Source organism: Luteibacter sp. HA06 (genome assembly GCF_054061215.1).
Window position 1 is genome coordinate 338360 of sequence record NZ_JBSSDZ010000001.1, and the last position, 18302, is coordinate 356661.

Sequence of the window (18302 nt, forward strand, 5' to 3'; positions counted from 1 at the left end):
GGCGATGCTCTTAGCGAGCAGGCGCCTCAGCCATCGTCCGCTTCACCATCCGCTCGTACTTCTTCTTCGTCCGCGACGCGTTATGCGCGCGATTCATCGAGCAGTGCGGCACGATGTTCTTCTCACCGAAGCCGTCGATCATCACCAGTCGCGGTCCGCCTCGCGAGTCTTCGCCATAGACCACATTCCATGCATGCAGGTCGGCGGCAATGACGTTATGGCTCAGCAGCCGCGCATAAAACGCTTCGAGTTCGGCGCGGGTCTTTTCGGTGAAGCCTTCGGCCTGCACCCAGGCGTGCAGCGTCGGCGCAAGCTGCCCATCCGGCCGGCGCACCTTCTCCACGATCTGGCCCATGCCGATATCGGTCATTTCCAGGCCGACGATGCGGGCGAGGGGGGAGGTCGCGTAGTCACCCACGTAGATGCTGGTGACGTATTCCTTGAACTCGCGAACGAAGTCCTTGTACGGACCACTACGTGCGATGCGGCGATACCATGGCGCCTGGTTCCAGCGTTCTTCGATCGAAGCGCTGGTGATCACCTTGATCAGCAGGTCGGCGTCATCCGGGTGCTGGTACACCTCGCGGATATGGCCGTTGGCGATCGGCTTGGTGTCGGCCAGTCTGAACATCGTCGATCCTCGTGCGGCGCCTGAAAGGCTGCTGTAAGTCGTTCCTGGGGTGCACAGTGTAAAGTCTTCGCGTCGTAACCTGCCCGGATACCCCGACGTGCGCAAGCTAACCTGGCGTTTCATCGTCGCCGCCCTCGTCTTCCTGACGCTCTCCCGCGTCGGCCTGTCCGTGTGGCAATGGTCGCGGGTGCATGACTCTGGTGGCCTATGGCCGGTGCTGTCGGGTGGCTGGCGCATCGATCTCTCGCTCATTGCCATGGTCGTCGCCCTGCCGGCGCTCCTGTCGCCGTGGCTTGGCCACCGCGCCTGGCCTACCCGTATCGCGGCATGGTGGCTGCGCTTCTGGTGGCTGGCCTTCGTGCTTCTGGAAGTCTCCACGCCGCAGTTCATCGTCGAGTACGACACGCGCCCGAATCGCCTGTACTTCGAATACCTGACCAGCCCACACGAAGTGGCCTCCATGCTGTGGAACGGCTACAAACTGTCCGTTGCAGCAGGGCTGGTGGTCTTCGCACTGGTCGGCTGGCTGGGCTTCCGCCTGCTGCCGACCCGTCGGCCGGATCGCGCGCCGATGCGTGGATGGATGCGCCCGGTGGTCACCGTGATCCTCTTCGCCGTGCTCTTCCTGGCTGGCCGCGGCACGCTGCAGCACCGTCCGCTGAATGCGTCGCAGGTGGCCTTCACCAACGATGCAATGGTCAACACCCTCCCGCTCAATTCCCTCTACAACGTGCTCAATGCAGCCATCGCGCTAGGCAACGAGCGCTCGGCGTCCGCGGTGTACGGCAAGTTGCCTGACGACGAGATGCAGTCGATCGTGCGCCAGGCGGCCGGCCTCGAAGGCGCGCCCCTCGACGCGACCTACCCCAGCCTGCATCGCCAGCAGGCGACCCGAAAAGGCGACAAGCCGCTCAACCTGGTCATCATCCTCGAAGAAAGCCTGGGCGCGCAGTTCGTCGGCAGCCTGGGCGGCGACGGATACACCCCGGAGCTGGACAAGCTCGCCAACGAAGGCTGGTGGCTGACCCGCACCTACGCGACGGGTACGCGCTCGGCGCGCGGCCTCGAAGCCGTCACCACGGGCTTCATGCCGACGCCTGCCGAAGCCGTGCTCAAGCTTCCGCGAAGCCAGCGCGACTTCTTCACCCTGGGTGCGCTGCTCGATACCTTCGGTTACCACACGCGCTTCCTCTACGGCGGTGAAGCGCATTTCGACAACATGCGTTCGTTCTTCTTCGGTAACGGTTTCAACGAAGTGGTGGACAGCGCGAACTTCAAGACGAAGCCGGGTTTCATCGGCTCCTGGGGCGCGTCCGATGAGGATATGTTCAACGAACTGCACCAGCGTTTGCTAGACGACGGCAACAAGCCCACGCTCACCGTGGCTTTCTCTGTGTCGAACCACACGCCCTGGGAATACCCCAAAGGACGCATCACGCCCGAAGGTGATCCGGCCAGCAACGCAAATGCGGTGCGCTACGCAGACTGGTCGATCGGTCGCTTCTTCGATCGCGCCAAGCAATCGCCGTATTGGGACCATACCGTCTTCCTGATCGTCGCCGACCACGATGCGCGCGTCTTCGGCGCCAACCTCGTCCCCGTCACGCACTTCCACATTCCCGCGTTGATCCTCGGCGCAGGCGTGCCGGTGAAGAAGGACGATCACATCGTCAGTCAGATCGACCTCGCGCCGACGTTGCTGTCGCTTATCGGCATAAGCAGTGAGCATCCGATGCTCGGCGCCGATCTCACCCAGCGTTATCCGGACCGCGCGATCATGCAGTACGGCGATAACTACGGGTATCTCAAAGGCGATCGCCTGATCGTGCTGCGACCGAACCAGCCCGCTGCCCAGTATCATTACCTGATCGACGGCGAGAAACTCGATCCGGTCACGGTCGAGCCGACACTGGAGAAGGAAGCGCTGGCGCACGCATTGTGGCCGAGCTGGGCGTACAGCAAGCAGCGTTATCGACTACCGCCGGGTGCGACCTCGCCAAAGCCATGACGCCAGCTGAGAGCGTTCGCTCTCAGCCTGTCCGCGACACGGTGCGTTTCACGGCATCGGCCAGGGAGGCCTGGGAATAAGGCTTGGCCAGTCGCGGTATCTCGAGCTGTGGCCCGGCTGGAAGGTCGGCATAGCCGGTGGCCATGATCATCGGCAGGTCCGGCCAGCGTTCGCGAATCCGCTCGGCGAGTTGCGTGCCTGTCATCTGGGGCATGGCATGGTCGGTGATGACCAGATCGACGCACGTGGCCTCCAGTACCTGCAACGCTTCGTAACCCGAGCGAGCGGGAATGACCTGGTAACCGAGGGCCTCGAGCATGTCGACGGTCGTCGTGCGCACCAGATCGTCGTCGTCGACAGCAAGGATGCTTATGCTGGCTTCCGGTGCGCAGCGCGCTGCGACGAGCTCGCGTTGTGCTTCGCGCTGCGTCACGACGCCAAGCTCCGGTGCGGCGGGAAGCCAGATTTCGGCCGTGGTGCCTTCATTGACGCGACTACGAAGCACCAATGTGCCGCCAAGCTGCTCCGAGAGCCCGTGGACCATCGACAGGCCCAGCCCGGTGCCCTTGCCAACGCCCTTGGTGGTGAAGAACGGCTCGATCGCTCGCTTGAGCATGGCTTCATCCATGCCGGCTCCCGAATCCGACACGGACAGGCGCACATAGCGGCCGGGTGCCAGTGAATCGTGGCCATCCTGCACCCAGGCTTCGTCCGTGGCGATAACGAGTGTGCCCACACCATCCATCGCATCGCGTGCGTTGACGGCGAGATTGAGCAAGGCTGTCTCGAGCTGGTTCGCATCGGCGCGGATGGCAGGTACACGCGAGCCGAAATACGTCTCCAGAAGGACGGTTGGTCCGAGCGACCGCCGGAGCAGCTCGGCCATGCCTTCGACCAGTTGCCGTACGTCGATGCTTTCGGTCGTGAGCTGCTGGCGCCGGGCGAAGGCAAGCATGCGCCGCGTCAGTGCGCTGCCACGCTCTGCGCCGGCGATGGCATTGGCGAGAAGACGTCCAAGTCGCGGATCCTCCGGAAGACGCTCGCGGAGCAGTTCGAGGCTGCCCTGCACGGCCATCAGGAGATTGTTGAAGTCGTGTGCAATGCCGCCGGTGAGGTTGCCCAGCGCCTCCATTTTCTGGACCTGCAGGAGTGCCTGCTCCGCCTTGATGCGCGCCGTTTTCTCGACCGCTTCGGGAACCATGGCGACGACATCGCCCGCATCGTTCATCACCGGGCGCATGGAGAAATCGAAGGAGCGCACGCCCGTGGACAGGTTCAGCGCCATGCTCATGTCTTCGCTGCCACCGGCCGCGACCCGTCGTGTCGCGGCCTCGACGGCTTGCGGCATGCCGGGCGTGCCATCGAACCAGGGCGTGAGCCAGAGCGGTAGCCCGATAACGTCGTCGAGCGACGCCTCAATCCCCGCCAGCGCCGTGGCATTGGCATACAACACGCTTCCATCGGGCGAGAGGAGGAACTGGTAAAGGTGCGACGTCTCGAAGATCGTGCGCAGGTTGGCCTCGCTGCGTTCGAGCGCCACCGTGCGCTCCGTCACCATGGCTTCCAGGTGCTCGCGGAAGCGTCGTTCACCTTCGCGGACGTTCTCCTCCGCCCGGACGCGGTCGGTGGTCTCGACGACAAAGGCGATCACCCCACCGGGCTTCCCGCTCTCGTCGATGACAGGCGAGTAGTCCAGGTTCATCCACACCGGCTCGGACCTGCCGTGCCGCTCGAGGGTGAGCTGCATATCCTTATAGGCGAGCGTGCCGCCGTCGAGCCCGACGCGCATCACGTTGTCATTGAAATCGGCGATCTCCGCCCAGCCTTTGCGAACCTCGGAACCCAGCAATTTCGGGTGTCGACTTCCGGCAAAAACGGAGTAGGCATCGTTGTAGATCATGATGCCGAGAGGACCCCACAACAGCACGATGGGCACCGGCGATAGCAGCAACATGCTGGTGATGGTGCGCAGGCTTTGCGGCCAGGTCTGGAGCGGCCCAAGCGGCGTGAGGGTCCAGTCGAAGGCACGAATGAGCGCACCGGTTTCGCCGCCGCGATCCAGCCAGGAAAGGTCGCCGGCAGCGCTTGGCGTGAATGGCGGAAGTTGTGTCATCGGAACCGGTCCAGGTGACTCGTCGAAGGGAATTCTAGAAAGGCAGATGTGACGGCGAGCGCAAGGGCAGGCCACGGATATACCCGCGTTCAGCCCCGGCTGCGGCCGCGCGCTTCGTCCAGTTTGTGGCACAGCAGGTCCACGCTGCCGAGGATCGACGGCGAGGGAAGTGCCAGTGTCGGAGCGTCGATCGTCATGACATTGTCGTGCTTCACGGCGCTGAGGAAACCACTCTGTCGCCAGTCTGCCAGGGCATCGTGGCCGCCATCGCCGCTGAGGATGACATCCGGATCCCGGGCGAGCACCGCTTCGCGTGTGACGGTGGGGGCGGCCTGGGAAAGATCGGCAAAGATATTGTCGCCGCCGCACAGGTCGAGCGCGTCATCGATGATCTGCGCACGGCCGATGGTCATCAGGGGTCGGTCCCATATCTGATAGAACACCTTCAGGCGAGCCTTGCCGGCGTAGTGGGCGCGAAGGCTGGCCAGCGCGGCATCGAATGACGTTGCGTTCCGGTCGGCCTGCTCCTGCGTGCCCGCAAGAATGCCGAAGCGCCGGGTCGCCGGGGCGACGTCGGCCAGCCGCGTCGTCTCCGAGTAGAAGATCGGAATCCCGAGTCGGCTGAGCTTCTCGACCTGCGCCGCTGGCGTGCCGCTACGCCAGACGACGATGATGTCCGGCTTCAGGCCGACGATGCGTTCCAGGTCGATCATCGTCGCATCGCCCACGATCGCGACGTTCCTGGCTTCGGCCGGGTGATCGCTGAAGCGGGAGGTGCCAACGACATACGTGCCTGCGCCCGCGGCGAAGAGTGCATCGGTAATGTTCGGCGCCAGGCTGACGATCCGATGCGCGGGGGCCCGTAGCGTGACCGTGCGGCCCGCATCGTCCGTTACCGTGACGGCGGCGTTGGCGGTACCCGTAGCGAGAAGAGCGAGCAGCGCGAGGCGACGAATCATGCGGAGCTTCCGTTGAGGCGTTCGGCGCGGAAAAACCGTTCGCCGTCGAGGGTCACGCCGTGGATGGGATGGTGGAAGGCGGTCGACAGGTTCTCATTGGTGATCACCGCGTCCTTCAGGCCGGCCAGCGCGTCGCCGTTGCCGTCCAGCAGTACCGCATGCGTTGCGTGCTGGAAGGCCAGGTTGATGTCGTGCACCGTGTAAACGACGGATTTGCCGTCGCGCGCGGCCGTTTGCATCAGCTCGTGCAGTGTCTTCATCTGGTGGTGCAGGTCCAGCGAGGACAACGGCTCGTCGAGAAGCATCACGTCGACGTCCTGCGTGAACAGCGCAGCGATGTTTACGCGCTGCCGTTCGCCGCCGGACAGCGTGGTTACGTCACGCTCCGCCAGCGCCTCCAGTTCGAAGGTACGCAGGGCGCGTCGCGCCGGCTCGAGGTCCTCGTCACCCCAGGCCCAGAACGGCAGACGCGGATGGCGCGCGGCAATCACGGCTTCCATGACGGTGAGGCTGAAGGCGTCGACGATCGACTGGGGCAGGAAACCGCGCAGGCGGGCGAGTTCGATGGGGCGGTACTGGCTTATGTCCCGGTCGCCGAGTAGCACTCGCCCCTTGTCGGGGTCACGCAAACCAGCCAGCGTGCGAAGCAGCGTCGACTTGCCGGCGCCGTTCGGGCCGAGCACGCACCAGACCTGGCCGGGCTCGATGCGCATACTCAGCTCACGCACGAGCAGCCGGTCGCGAACGGAAAGGCTGATCGCCTCGGTGGCAAGGACGCTGCTCATCGGCGTTTCACCAGCAGGAACATGAAGGTCGGTACACCGATGACCGCCATGACCGCACCTACGGGTAGCTGGATGGGATCGGCCACGATACGCGAGATGGTGTCGGCCACCACCACGACGATGCCGCCACCGATCGCGCACGCGGGAATCAGCACGCGTTGGTCATTGCCGATGACACGTCGAAGTGCGTGCGGCACTACCAGGCCGACGAAGCCGACGGTGCCGGCGGTTGTCACTGCTACGGCCGTTGCCAGCGAGGCGATCACGAAGATCGCGGACTTGATGACATTGGGTCGTACACCAAGTGCGCTAGCCGATTCCTCACCGCGTCCGAGCAGGTTCAGTTGCCGGCCAAGGGGCACGACAAGCAACACGCCGAGCAAAAGCCCGATGACCGGAATCCAAGGATTAGCCACGCCACTGAGATCGCCCATCATCCAGAACAGCATGCCGCGCAGGTTCTTGTCCGGCGCCAGCACCAGCATCATGCTGACAATGGCGCCGAAACCGGATGCCAGCATCACGCCAATCAGGATGAGGTCGGTGGAGTCTTCGCGTTGCGCGGCGCGCTGGCGTGAGAGCAGGTCGCGGTGACCCAGCACGAACACGGCCAGGCAGGCGAGCAACGCGCCGGAGGCAGCGCCGGCTGCCGTCAGCACAGCTCCCAATCCGCCCAGCATCGCGCCGAGTGCGCCGACAGAGGCGCCGCCGGATAAACCCAGTGTGTAAGGATCGGCTAGCGGATTGCGCACCAGAATCTGCATCAGGCAACCCGACATCGCCAACAGCCCACCGACACCGTATGCCGCGATGGATCGCGGCAGGCGCAGCTCCCAGATGATCGAATGCATTGGCGTGTCGGCGGACGACACAAGACCCTGCCAGGAAGCAGCGAGCGTCGAATCGCCGCCGCCAAGCAGCACCGATGCCAGCACGGCGAAGGCGGCGACGAACAGCATGCCAAGCCAGAGGCGGACGGCGGAAGCGAAGTTCGTCATGACAGGTCTATCTCGTAGCGGGTGCTGCGGCCGCCGCCGGGAAGCCTGCGCAGGAAGCCTTTCTCCGTCAGGTCGCTCAGGTGGCGTGTCGCCGTGGCCTTGGAAACTTTGGCCACCGCCTGGTATTGCGATGCGTTGATGCCTTCGGCAAAACCACGTTCGCCACCCTCGAGAAGGCGATTGACCACCTTCCGCTGTTCTGCCGAAAGCATGTCTTCCGCGTGCCTGCGCCAGAACCGCGCCTTGCCGAGAACCCGGTCGATGCGCAAGAGCGCTTGCTCGAGACTGTGGAGCAGGGTCTGCAGGAACCACGTCAGCCATTCGGTGATGTCGAGGTCACCTTTCTGGCTGTCTTCCAGCACGCGGTAGTAGCCCGATCGGTCGGCAAGGATGCTGGCCGACATGGTGTAGAAGCGGATCGCCTGATGTTCCGCCTGGGCCAGCGCGAGGTCGGTGATGGCGCGCGTCAGGCGTCCGTTGCCGTCATCGAAGGGATGCAGGGTGACGAACCAGAAGTGGGCGATACCCGCGCGCAGCAAAGGGTCGATCGTCGGAGCGCCCTCGCTCTGCGCGAACCAGGTCAGGAACGCGTCGACCTGTACATCGAGGCCCTGGCGCGGTGGCACTTCGAAGTGCGCCGTCGGTTTGTCGATGCGGCCGGACACGACCTGCATCGGCTCGTCACCGCGAAGCGCGCCGATGGGGAGACGGACAGGCAGCGAGGTTTCCTGAGCGGGAAACAGCAGCTCGTGCCAATAGAACAACCGGGTCAGATCGAGCGGACGGTCAAAATGCTGCGTGGCATCCAGCACCAGTTCGGCCAGGCCCTCGCTACGCGGTGTGCGGCGTCCAACCGCGTCGCCTTCGACCCCAAGGTGCCTGGTCAGCGAAGACCGTACCGAACCCACGTTGAGCTCCTCGCCCTCGATGGCGGACGAGGTGACGATGTTCTGCAGTAGCGCGTCTAACTCGGTTTCCAGGCCGGCATCGGCCCCTGCCGATCCCACGGCGCCCAACAGGCGTCCCTGGGCTAGCTGGCAGGACCGTAAAAGCGCCTGCACGCGCTCCCCGTGCCAGCGAAAGGCTGGCCAGTCAGCGTGTTGCCATATCCATGTCGGGTCACCCATGTGGCTTCTCGGTAACGTGGTGAGCCGAATCGAACAGTTATTCGGCTCACACAATGAGCCGAATATATCCCGTAATCGGCTCACGCACCATGCTCGCTGCCCGACAAGCTCAAGCCTTCTTCGCCACCAGCTTTACGACGCTGGAGAAATCGAGCCCGCCGTTCCCCGCCTGGCTGTTCATCGCATAGAGGTTGCGTGCCAGTTCGCCCAGCGGAATCGAAGCGCCCACACCCATCGCGGCTTCGGCGGCCAGGCCAAGGTCCTTGAGCATCAGGTCGTTGCCGAAGCCGCCGGTATACCCGCGCGACGCGGGCGCATTCTCGAGCACGCCGGGCCAGGGATTGCAGACCTCGGTGGCCCAGCTTCGGCTGGTGCTCACGGCCATCATCTGCGACAGCACGGAGGGGTCCAGCCCGTGTGCGACGCCCAGCGCGATCGCCTCGCCGGTGACGGCCATGATGACGCCGAGCGCCATGTTGTTGCACAGCTTGGCCACCTGGCCCGCACCGCTGCCGCCGACGTGGAAGATATTCTTGCCCATATTGGCCAGTACCGGGCGTGCACGTTCCAGCGCATCGCCGTCGCCACCCACGATGAAGGTGAGCGTGCCCGCCGCTGCGCCGGCGGTGCCGCCGGAAACGGGTGCGTCGATCATCGTCAGGCCACGCTCGCCGGCAGCTTTCGCCACTTTCTGCGCGGAGGCCGGGGCGATCGTGCTGCAGTCGATCACCAGCGCGCCGTCGGCGATGTGGCGCAGCAGGCCGGTCTCGCCCAGGTACAGACCTTCGACGTGGCGACTGGCCGGCAGCATGGAGATCACGATTTCCGCGTCCTCGACGGCGCCGACCGCTGTCTCGGCGGCCGTGGCGCCGTGGGAGACCGCCTGCGCCACCGCGTCGGCGGAGAGATCGAAAACGTGCAGCGTGTGTCCAGCTTTGAGCAGGTTGGCAGCCATAGGGCCACCCATGTTGCCCAGGCCGATGAAGGCAATGCGGCTCATCGTTCGATCCTCGGTGCGGTGCCGTTACCCAGTTCGCGCAGCGGATGCTCGCCCGCGCTCCAGGGTTCGACGAAGAAAGGTGCGACCCAGGCCGGTGTCGCTTCGGACAGCGTGGCGGGACGCCAGCGCGGCGTGCGGTCTTTGTCGATCAGCAGGGCACGAATGCCTTCGGCGAAGTCGCCATGGGCGGCGCAGTGCAGGGAGACCACGTACTCCAGGCGAAAGGTGTCCGCCAGCGACAGATGCGCGGCGCGCTGCTGAAGCGCGAACGCGAGTCGTGCTGAACCCGGCGCGCCGGCATCGAGGGTCTGTCGTGCCGTAACCAGCCAGGGATCATCACCCGGCATGGCGTGGATAGCGGCAACCACGGTGTCCAGGTCGTCGCTGTCGCAGGCGCGCTTTATCGCATCCTGATGGGTTTGTAGCGGACCCGCCACGGGCGCAACGGCGAAGCGCTGCAGAAGGCCGGACAGCGTGACGGCATTGCCCTGGCCGTCGTCCGACCACGGTGCCTGCAGCATGGCGGCGTCGAGCGCCTCACGACTTTCCGCAGGCAGCTGCACGTCTGCGAGGCCGGCGTGGATGGCATCGCCGCTGTTGAGTGGCGCGCCGGTCAGGGCGAGGAAAACACCGGCCTTCGCCGGCACGCGATGCAGCAGGAAGCTCCCGCCCACATCCGGGTAAAGTCCGATCGTGATCTCCGGAAACGCCAGGCGCGAACGCTCGGTGACCACGCGATGGCTCGCGCCGGCCATCAAGCCAATGCCGCCGCCCATGACGATGCCGTGGCCCCAGCAGAGGATCGGTTTCGGGTAGGTGTGGATCAGGTAGTCGAGCCGATACTCCACCGAGAAGAAGTCGCTCGCGTACGTGTTGTCCCGTACGTCCTTGCTGCCGACGGCCTGGTAGTCGCGCATGGACCGGTAAAGGCTGTGCAGGTCGCCGCCGGCGCAGAACGCCTTCTCGCCGGCGCCCTGCAGAACGACTACCGCGATCTCGTCGTTCGCGGCCCAGGCGCGCAGCCGATCGCCAAGTAGCCGGGCCATGTCCAGCGACAGGCCATTGAGCGTCTTCGGTGCGTTGAGCGTCGCGATGCCGATGCGCTTGCCATGCTCTGCAACGCGCTCTTCGAACAAGACGGGTGCCTCCACCGGCAGGGATGCGTCGCTCATGCGTTCGTCCAGTTCGGTGCACGCTTCTCGAGAAACGCGAGCACGCCTTCTTTCTGATCCTCGGTGTCGAACAGATCGACGAACGCCTCTCGCTCGCTCACCAGCGCCGTCGCATGGCTCTGCGTGCGCGTGGCCTGCACCAGGCGTTTGCAGGTGGCGACGCTGGTAGGGCTCTGCTTGCCCGCCTGCAAGGCCCAGGCGATGGCGCGGGCACGCGACTCACCCTTGGGCACGACCTCTTCGACCAGGCCGATCCGCTGTGCCGTCGCGGCATCCACGCGTTCACCCAGCAGGATCATCCGCTTGGCCCAGCCTTCGCCGACCAGGCGGGCGAGGTTCTGCGTGCCACCAGCGCACGGCAGGAGACCCACACCAGCCTCGGGTAACGCCATCTGCGCCTGTTCCTCGGCAATGCGCAGGTCGCAGGCGAGGGCGCATTCAAGGCCACCACCCATGGCGTAACCGTTGATTGCCGCGATGCTCACGCCACGAAACGCAGACAACGCTTCGAAGGCCTCACCGAAGCGACGTGCCGCCTCGCGCGCCACGGCCTTGTCGCCATCGGCGAACTGTTTGAGGTCGGCGCCGGCCGAGAAGAACTTCTCACCCTGGCCCGTGATCACCAGTGCGTAGACGTCGCGGTTGGCGTCGAGATCGTGGACGAGGTTGCGCAGGGCGACCAGGCTGTCGCGGGTCCAGGCATTGGCGGGCGCGTTGGCCAGCGTGACGACGGCGACGTGGCCGTCGATGTCCAGCGTAAGCCCGGTGTAGCGCGCGGCGGTGTCGCTCATCGCAGTTCCTCTTCGGTATTGAGCAGGTGACGCGCGATGATAACGCGCATGATTTCGTTCGTGCCTTCGAGGATCTGGTGCACGCGCGAGTCACGCAGCAGTCGTTCGATCGGGTATTCGCGGATATAGCCGTAGCCACCGTGAATCTGCAGGGCGTCGTTGCAGATGGCGAAGCCGGCGTCCGTGGCGAAACGCTTGGCCATGGCACACCAGACAGTGGCATCGCTGCTGCCGGCGTCCAGCTTGCGAGCTGCCGTGTGCACCATCTGCCGCGCGGCCACCAGCTGGGTAGCCATGTCGGCCAGCTTGAACTGCAGGGCCTGGAACTCACCGAGCTTCTTGCCGAACTGCCTGCGCTCGCCCATGTAACGGCGGGCGGCATCCAGCGCGCCCTGTGCCGCGCCCAGCGAACACGCGGCGATGTTCAGGCGGCCGCCGTCGAGTCCCTTCATCGCGATCTTGAACCCTTCGCCCTCGGCACCCAGGCGATGGTCCGCTGGAATGCGCACGCCGTCGAAACTCACGCTGCGCGTGGGCTGGCTGTGCCAGCCCAGCTTCTCCTCGTTGCGTCCGTAGCCGATGCCTTGCGAGTACGCCGGAACAGCGAAGGCACTGATGCCACGCGCGCCTCCCTCACTCGTGCGTGCCATCACCACCAGCATGTCGGTAGCGCCTGCGCCCGAGATGAAAGCCTTGCTTCCGCTGATCACGTACGAGTCGCCGTCGCGCTCGGCGCGCGTCTTCAGCGATCCGGCGTCCGAGCCAGCACCCGGCTCGGTGAGGCAGTAGGAGGCCAGCTTTTCCCCGCTGGCGAGCAGGGGACCCCAGGTGTCGCGTACGGCCGGTGTCGCGTGCGCGGTGAGCATCCAGGTGGCCATGTTGTGGATGCTGATGAAGGCCGCCGTCGACGGATCGAGAGCCGCCAGCTCCTCGAAGACGACGGTGGCATCGAGGCGGGTGAGGCCGGTGCCGCCAGCCTGCTCGTCGACGTAGAGCCCGCAAAAGCCGAGCTCTCCGGCCTTGCCGATCGCCTCGCGCGGAAACTCGCTCTCGGCGTCCCAGCGTGCGGCATGCGGAGCCAGCTCGGCCATGGCGAACGCGTGCGCGGCATCGCGATAGGCGAGCTGCTCGTCATTCAGGTCAGTCTGGGGTGGTGGAACCCGCGGCATGTCCATGAGCGCGGCCATCACTTCAGGCTGATGGTGGTGTTGACGCCGACATGCAGTGTGTCGTCATCGAACCAGCGCTGGGTCACCGTCTTGGTCTGGGTATAGAACATGACGACCTGCTTGCCATAGGGGCCAAGGTCGCCCAGCTTCGAGGCGCGCGAGCCGGTGAACGAGAACAGCGGCACGGGCACCGGAATCGGCACGTTGATACCTACCTGGCCGACATCGATGTCTTCCTGAAAACGACGCGCTGCCGCACCCGACTGGGTAAACACGGCCGTGCCGTTGCCATTCGGATTGGCGTTGACCAGGTCGATCGCGTCGTCGAGCGAGGCTGCCGCAAGGATGACGAGCACCGGGCCGAAGATTTCCTCGTCATAGATACGCATGCCCGGACGCACGCCCGAGAAGATCGTCGGGCCGACGAAGTTGCCTTCCTCGAAACCCGGCACGGATGGCTTTCGTCCGTCGAGCTCGAGCGTGGCACCCTGCTCCACGCCGGAAGCGATGAAGGCCTCGACGCGCTCGCGCGCCGCGCAGGAAATCAGCGGGCCGACGTCGGTGCCCGCCGCGTTGCCTGCGCCGACCTTGAGCGTCTTTGCCTTGGCCACGAGTTCCGGGATCCAGGACTGCGCCTCACCTACCAGCACGGCGGTGGAGGCGGCCATGCAGCGCTGGCCTGCCGCACCGAAGGCGGCACCGGCAAGTGCGTTGAGTGTCTGCTCCTTGTTCGCATCGGGCAGCACGACGGCGTGGTTCTTCGCGCCCATCATGCACTGCACGCGCTTACCCGCCTGCGAAGCGCGGTGATAGACGTGCGTGCCGACCCGCGTAGAACCGACAAAGGACACCGCCTTGATATCGGCGTGGTCGCAGATCGCATTGACCACGGCTTCGCCACCGTGCACCACGTTGAGCACGCCCTTGGGAACGCCGGCCTCGAGAGCCAGCTCCACCAGGCGCATCGTCACCATCGGGTCCTGCTCCGAAGGCTTGAGTACGAAGGTGTTACCCGTGGCGATGGCCATCGGGAACATCCACAGCGGGATCATCGCCGGGAAGTTGAACGGCGTGATCCCCGCGCAGACGCCGATCGGCTGCAGCAGGGTAAAGGTGTCCACGCCGCCGGCCACGTTATTGGCCAACTCACCCAGCTGCAGGTTGCCGATCGCCGCCGCGTGCTCGACCACTTCCAGGCCGCGGAACACGTCGCCTTCGGCATCGGGGAGGGTCTTGCCCTGTTCCGCGCTGAGCAGGGCGGCGAGTTCGCCCATGTTCTCGCGGATCAGCTGCTGGTATTTCAGGAAGATGCGCGCGCGTACGCCGATGGGTGTCTTGCGCCAGCTCTTGAAGGCTTGTGCCGCGGCGGCCACCGCAGCGTTCACTTCGTCAGGCGTCGCGAACGGCACGCGCGCAAGCACGGCCTGCGTCGCGGGGTTGACGACGTCGCGCCATTCGGTGGTTTTGGATTCGACGAAGACACCGTCGATCAGTAATTTAACGGTCGCGACATCGGCCGCAACTGAGTCCAGCTTGTTCATGGTCCTGCTCCGTACGCTCACCCGCGAAATGGGTGCTGCGGAGCAGACAAGAGGACGCGGAGCAGCGGGTGGCCGCGCCGTATCAGCCCGTCCGGTTGCCCGCCGCAACACCCGAGGAGGCACCCGAAGGCACCTGCACAGGCCGGTCTCCGGGCTTGCGAGCGATGCGTACCGCACCACCCCGACACCTTCCCGCGCTTCGCGCAGTGGTCTTATCGTCGGGTGTTCTCGCTTACCGTTGCGGGGGCAGCGCCGGAATAGGATCTCGTGATCCGCACCGGCTTCCCGTTTCACCCTGCGCACCGCTTACGTGGCGGCAGGACACCTGTGATCTCCCGAGTGTAGCGTGGCGGCCGAACCGCTCAAGCTGCAGTGCGGTAGAACCTGGCGATGGGTAGCTCTCAACGGTGGCCGTTTGGCGTAGTCTTGCATCGGGCGCAGGACACGCGCGTTTACCCTGACTGAGGAGGCTGTATGAGCAAGGGTCTGGATTCAAAGAAGAGCGACAAGAAAAAACCGGCCAAGACCATGAAAGAAAAGAAGGCCGCGAAGGACGAAAAGAAAAAGAACATCCGCTAAGGCGGACGTTTGTAGCGCACCCGCCGGAAGGCTGGCGTGCGCAAGAGGGGGCCCGGGCCGAGTGATCGCCCGGGCCATTTTCTTTGTGTGGGAGCCGGCTATGCCGGCGATGGGGGGGGTGAGGAAGCCTGGCTATCGCCGCTGAAGCGGCTCCCACACAGAGCCTCCCACACTTAGCCTCCTCCCACACCAGCGGCGGCTGCTTCTTACTTGGTGGCCGCCGTCACGCGCCATACCGTGTCGCCGACGTCATCGGCGACCAGGATCGCGCCTTCCTTGTCCTGCACCAGCCCGACCGGGGCACCGAACAGCTGCTTCTCGTCCTTCGAGAAGAAGCCGCTGACAACGGAGACCGGCTTGCCCACGGGCGTGCCATCCTTGAACGCCACGAAGACCACTTCGTAGCCGCTCAGCGGCGAGCGATCCCAGCTGCCGTGTTCGCCGATGAAGGCGCCCCCCTGGAACTGCGCCGGCAGGCCGTTGGTGGCGGACATCAAGAGCCCGAGCGGAGCGACGTGCGAGCCGATGGCGTAGTCCGGCTTGATCGCCTTGGCGACCATGTCGGGGCGCTGTGGCTTGACCCGGCTGTCCACGTTCTGGCCGTAGTAGCTATAGGGCCAGCCGTAGAACGCACCCTCGTGTACCGAGGTCATGTAATCAGGCACGAGGTCGGCACCGATCTCATCACGCTCGTTCACGATCGCCCAGAGCTTGCCGGTGGTGGGCTCCCATTGCAGGCCGGTCGGATTGCGCAGCCCGGACGCATAGATGCGGCTGGCGCCCGTCGCGACGTCCACCTCGAGGATGTCCGCGCGGCGATATTCCACGGCCAGGCCGTTCTCGGTGATGTTGCTGTTGGAGCCGACGCCCACGTAGAGCTTGGTGCCATCCGGACTGGCCAGCAGCGACTTGGTCCAGTGGTGGTTGATGGTGTTGGGCAGATCGGTGAAACCGACCCCAGGTGCCTTGATCTCGGTCTCGCCCGCCGCATAGGGGAATTTCACGATACCGTCGGTGTTGGCCACGTACAGCGAATCGCCGATCAGCTGCACGCCGAACGGGGAATTCAGGTTCTCGATGAAGATGTGCTTGTCCCAGCCGCCGCTGGCGTTCTTGCGCAGCAGGGTGATCCGATTGCCGCCCTTGCCACCCTTGCCCGACTGGTTCTTCACCATGCCGGCGAGGAGCTGCTTGGGCGTTGTGACCGGCTCGGTGCCCGGACCATTGGATTCCACGACCAGCACGTCGTCGTTGGGAAGGACGTAGAGCTGGCGGGGGTGCATCAGGCCGGTGGCCATCGCGTCGATCTTCAAACCCGGCGCCACGGTCGGCGTCTGGCCCGCTTTCCAGCCGGCCTTGTCGGGCACCTGCATCGGCGGCACGAGGAAGCGCTGCGGATTGGGCAGGGTCGGATTGCTGCCCGACTGCTGGTCCGGCTGGTACGAAGCTTTCTCGTCGCACCCGCCCAGGACAGCCACGCAGGCCATGGCGAGCACACTGCGGTAGAGGGTCTTATTCATGGATGAGGTTCCCCGAAGCAGTCGGTCGCACGGCAATGACGATATGGGCGACGGCCAGCAACAGGACCGTAAGGGCCGACAGCCATGCACCGGCGGGGATCACCGAATACGCGTCGCGGCTGTGCACGAAGGCATTGACGACGGCGACGATGATGGCGAGCAGGTTCAGCCAGAAATCGAGGCGCTCGGCGGCGACCGTGCTTCGCCGGGAGGTGATCCACACCTGCACCAGGTTGACCAGGCGCGGGATGATGGCGAAAACCAGGCCTATGGCGATGAGCCATGCGGCGCCTTTCATCCAGAGCATTTCGCCGGTCTTCGCGTAGATGACGTCGAAGATCAGCGCGGCGACGAAAAAGCCGAAGGGAATCGGATTGAGAACTCCGTAGATGGCATTGGCCACGACGGAGCGACGCGGAGCGGGGCGGTAGCTCATGGGCAGTTGCTCGCTGGGTGGGGAAGGGTTCGCTTGCGGGCGGACCGCTGCAAGCTAGTCCCGGCTGTGTCGAGACTATGTCTGGGACCGGCTAAGATCGGGGGATGGCCCCTGAAACCACCTCGACCGATCCGGAAGCGACGCCCCACTACCCCGCCGGCCTGCGCATCATCGCGGTGTACAAGGCGGTGAAGACCATCGGGCTCATCTTTATTGCCATCGCGGCGTTCCGGCTGGACGAGCAGGAGAGCTTCCAGCATCTCGTCCAATGGCTGGAGCACCTGCAGCTGACCGAAAGCAACGGTATGCGCTGGAGCCTCGTGCACCTCCTGGAGGGCATGGGGCCGGCGAAGTTCGTCGCCGTCGGTATCGTGGCGCTGGTCTATGCGGCTATTTTCGCCACCGAAGGCATCGGCCTGTGGATGCGCAAGTACTGGGCCGAATGGTTCACCGTCATCGCGACCGGCTCGCTGGTACCGGTGGAGATCTACGAGTGCATCGAGCGCTTCAGCTGGCTCAAGCTGGCGATCCTGGTCGCCAATGTGCTGATCGTGATCTACCTGGTCCGGGTGGCGATGCGGCCGCGGGAGGGTCACGGCGCGAAGCCCGCCGGCCCAGCCAAGCCCCAGGCGACCGGCGTCTGAGCGGCGTCCACCCTCATTCTCAGCATGTCTGATATTCCCGCCACTCCCGGGTTCACCTCGCCATCGGCGTGAAACGGCCCGGTCCGCGTTCGCGTGTAAAATGGTCGTCTTTTAGCCAGTAGAACCGTGCACGCAGCAGCTCAACGGTCGACGGTCAGGGGTCCGGCGTTCATTCGCCTGCTTACCCGCCTCACCGACGTCGACGCCCCACAATCCGCGGCTACCCTCCCTGACCGGCTGAGCCTCTGGCTCGACTGGAAGCAGGCGATCGCCTTGTCGACAGCGCTCGACGGGGTGCCTGCCGAGCCGGCCGAGAACGTGCCGGCGTTCGGGCAGTCCGTGGAAGAGGAGTGCGCGCGGTCGCGCGCCGCGCTGGTCCAGGCGGTCGAGACGGATCGCACCTTCCTGACGGCGGCGCAGCGGGAAGCGCAGGGCATGCCCAGCCTGGATGCCGCGAACGACTACGCGCCGCTTCGCCAGCGCTACATCGCACTGCAAAGGAAGATCCAGGCGACCACGGGCAGCCTGCGCGGCAACCTGCGCGACATGCTCGCGCAGGCTTCGCCCGCGCTGGCCCGGCTCGCCGAGGTGGACGCGGTGATGGAGATGGCGCTGAGCCCGCGGGAGCAGTCCCTCCTCGGCAAGGTGCCCACTCTGTTGGGCGACTACTTCGACGGCCTGCGCCAGCGCACCCAGGGTACGACTGACGATGCAGCTGCCCTATGGCTGGACGTGTTCCGCAAAGACATGCAGAGCGTATTGCTCGCCGAACTGGACGTTCGTTTTCAACCGGTCGAAGGCCTGCTCGCAGCCCTTCGTGCCAGCTAAC

At 65.1% G+C, this 18302-nt stretch carries 16 protein-coding genes and 1 riboswitch; of the genes, 3 read left to right on the forward strand and 13 right to left on the reverse strand.

The genetic code is table 11. The features are described 5' to 3' along the window. Positions 1–10 precede the first annotated feature (10 nt). Positions 11–631, reverse strand: coding sequence for a YrbL family protein (locus ACVWWJ_RS01420; RefSeq protein ID WP_456966502.1), 621 nt, complete (start codon positions 629–631; stop codon positions 11–13). Between the two features lie 97 nt (positions 632–728). Between ACVWWJ_RS01420 and ACVWWJ_RS01425 the strand changes: the two genes are divergently transcribed. Continuing rightward, the gene (locus tag ACVWWJ_RS01425; protein ID WP_159889759.1) at positions 729–2639 is read left to right on the forward strand and encodes an LTA synthase family protein; all 1911 of its coding nucleotides are present in this window, start codon (positions 729–731) and stop codon (positions 2637–2639) included. Positions 2640–2661: 22 nt separating this feature from the next. On the opposite strand, the gene ACVWWJ_RS01430 is transcribed toward ACVWWJ_RS01425, so the two are convergent. The 12 genes from ACVWWJ_RS01430 to ACVWWJ_RS01485 all read right to left on the reverse strand — a co-directional run bounded on the left by ACVWWJ_RS01430 (position 2662) and on the right by ACVWWJ_RS01485 (position 16829). After that, positions 2662–4752: an ATP-binding protein gene (locus ACVWWJ_RS01430; RefSeq protein ID WP_456966503.1), complete on the reverse strand. Its 2091-nt coding sequence runs from the start codon at positions 4750–4752 to the stop codon at positions 2662–2664. A gap of 89 nt (positions 4753–4841) precedes the next feature. After that, positions 4842–5711, reverse strand: coding sequence for a cobalamin-binding protein (locus ACVWWJ_RS01435; protein WP_159889755.1), 870 nt, complete (start codon positions 5709–5711; stop codon positions 4842–4844). Next, on the reverse strand, positions 5708–6496 hold the full coding sequence (locus ACVWWJ_RS01440) for an ABC transporter ATP-binding protein (RefSeq protein WP_456966504.1): 789 nt from the start codon (positions 6494–6496) through the stop codon (positions 5708–5710). Before ACVWWJ_RS01440 ends, ACVWWJ_RS01435 begins: the two co-directional genes overlap by 4 nt. Next, a complete protein-coding gene (locus ACVWWJ_RS01445; protein WP_456966505.1) occupies positions 6493–7494 on the reverse strand; it encodes a FecCD family ABC transporter permease in 1002 nt (333 codons plus the stop codon). The genes ACVWWJ_RS01440 and ACVWWJ_RS01445 overlap by 4 nt, the downstream gene beginning before the upstream one ends. Then, positions 7491–8621, reverse strand: a complete 1131-nt coding sequence (locus ACVWWJ_RS01450; RefSeq protein ID WP_456966506.1) for a Fic family protein — start codon at positions 8619–8621, stop codon at positions 7491–7493. The genes ACVWWJ_RS01445 and ACVWWJ_RS01450 overlap by 4 nt, the downstream gene beginning before the upstream one ends. Positions 8622–8730: 109 nt before the next feature. Continuing rightward, on the reverse strand, positions 8731–9621 hold the full coding sequence (mmsB, locus tag ACVWWJ_RS01455) for a 3-hydroxyisobutyrate dehydrogenase (RefSeq protein WP_159889749.1): 891 nt from the start codon (positions 9619–9621) through the stop codon (positions 8731–8733). After that, on the reverse strand, positions 9618–10793 hold the full coding sequence (locus ACVWWJ_RS01460) for an enoyl-CoA hydratase/isomerase family protein (protein WP_456966507.1): 1176 nt from the start codon (positions 10791–10793) through the stop codon (positions 9618–9620). The genes mmsB and ACVWWJ_RS01460 overlap by 4 nt, the downstream gene beginning before the upstream one ends. Further along, positions 10790–11584 carry an enoyl-CoA hydratase gene (locus ACVWWJ_RS01465; protein WP_456966508.1) on the reverse strand — a complete coding sequence of 265 codons (795 nt, stop codon included), beginning with the start codon at positions 11582–11584 and terminating at the stop codon, positions 10790–10792. Before ACVWWJ_RS01465 ends, ACVWWJ_RS01460 begins: the two co-directional genes overlap by 4 nt. Beyond that, a complete protein-coding gene (locus tag ACVWWJ_RS01470) occupies positions 11581–12759 on the reverse strand; it encodes an acyl-CoA dehydrogenase family protein (RefSeq protein WP_456966509.1) in 1179 nt (392 codons plus the stop codon). The genes ACVWWJ_RS01465 and ACVWWJ_RS01470 overlap by 4 nt, the downstream gene beginning before the upstream one ends. 11 nt (positions 12760–12770) lie before the next feature. After that, positions 12771–14294 carry a CoA-acylating methylmalonate-semialdehyde dehydrogenase gene (locus tag ACVWWJ_RS01475; RefSeq protein WP_456966510.1) on the reverse strand — a complete coding sequence of 508 codons (1524 nt, stop codon included), beginning with the start codon at positions 14292–14294 and terminating at the stop codon, positions 12771–12773. A gap of 123 nt (positions 14295–14417) precedes the next feature. After that, positions 14418–14638, reverse strand: a riboswitch (cobalamin riboswitch). Positions 14639–15079: 441 nt separating this feature from the next. Then, entirely contained in the window at positions 15080–16393 is a 1314-nt protein-coding gene (locus tag ACVWWJ_RS01480) for a PQQ-dependent sugar dehydrogenase (protein ID WP_159889797.1), read from the reverse strand. Further along, complete coding sequence (locus tag ACVWWJ_RS01485) at positions 16386–16829, reverse strand: DUF2231 domain-containing protein (RefSeq protein WP_456966511.1); 444 nt, start codon at positions 16827–16829, stop codon at positions 16386–16388. Before ACVWWJ_RS01485 ends, ACVWWJ_RS01480 begins: the two co-directional genes overlap by 8 nt. A 104-nt stretch (positions 16830–16933) precedes the next feature. Between ACVWWJ_RS01485 and ACVWWJ_RS01490 the strand changes: the two genes are divergently transcribed. Together ACVWWJ_RS01490 and ACVWWJ_RS01495 are read left to right on the forward strand one after the other, a co-directional pair. Next, on the forward strand, positions 16934–17473 hold the full coding sequence (locus ACVWWJ_RS01490; RefSeq protein WP_159889735.1) for a DUF2127 domain-containing protein: 540 nt from the start codon (positions 16934–16936) through the stop codon (positions 17471–17473). Positions 17474–17599: 126 nt separating this feature from the next. After that, positions 17600–18301: a DUF3348 domain-containing protein gene (locus ACVWWJ_RS01495; RefSeq protein WP_456966512.1), complete on the forward strand. Its 702-nt coding sequence runs from the start codon at positions 17600–17602 to the stop codon at positions 18299–18301. The last annotated feature ends 1 nt before the right edge of the window (position 18302 follow it).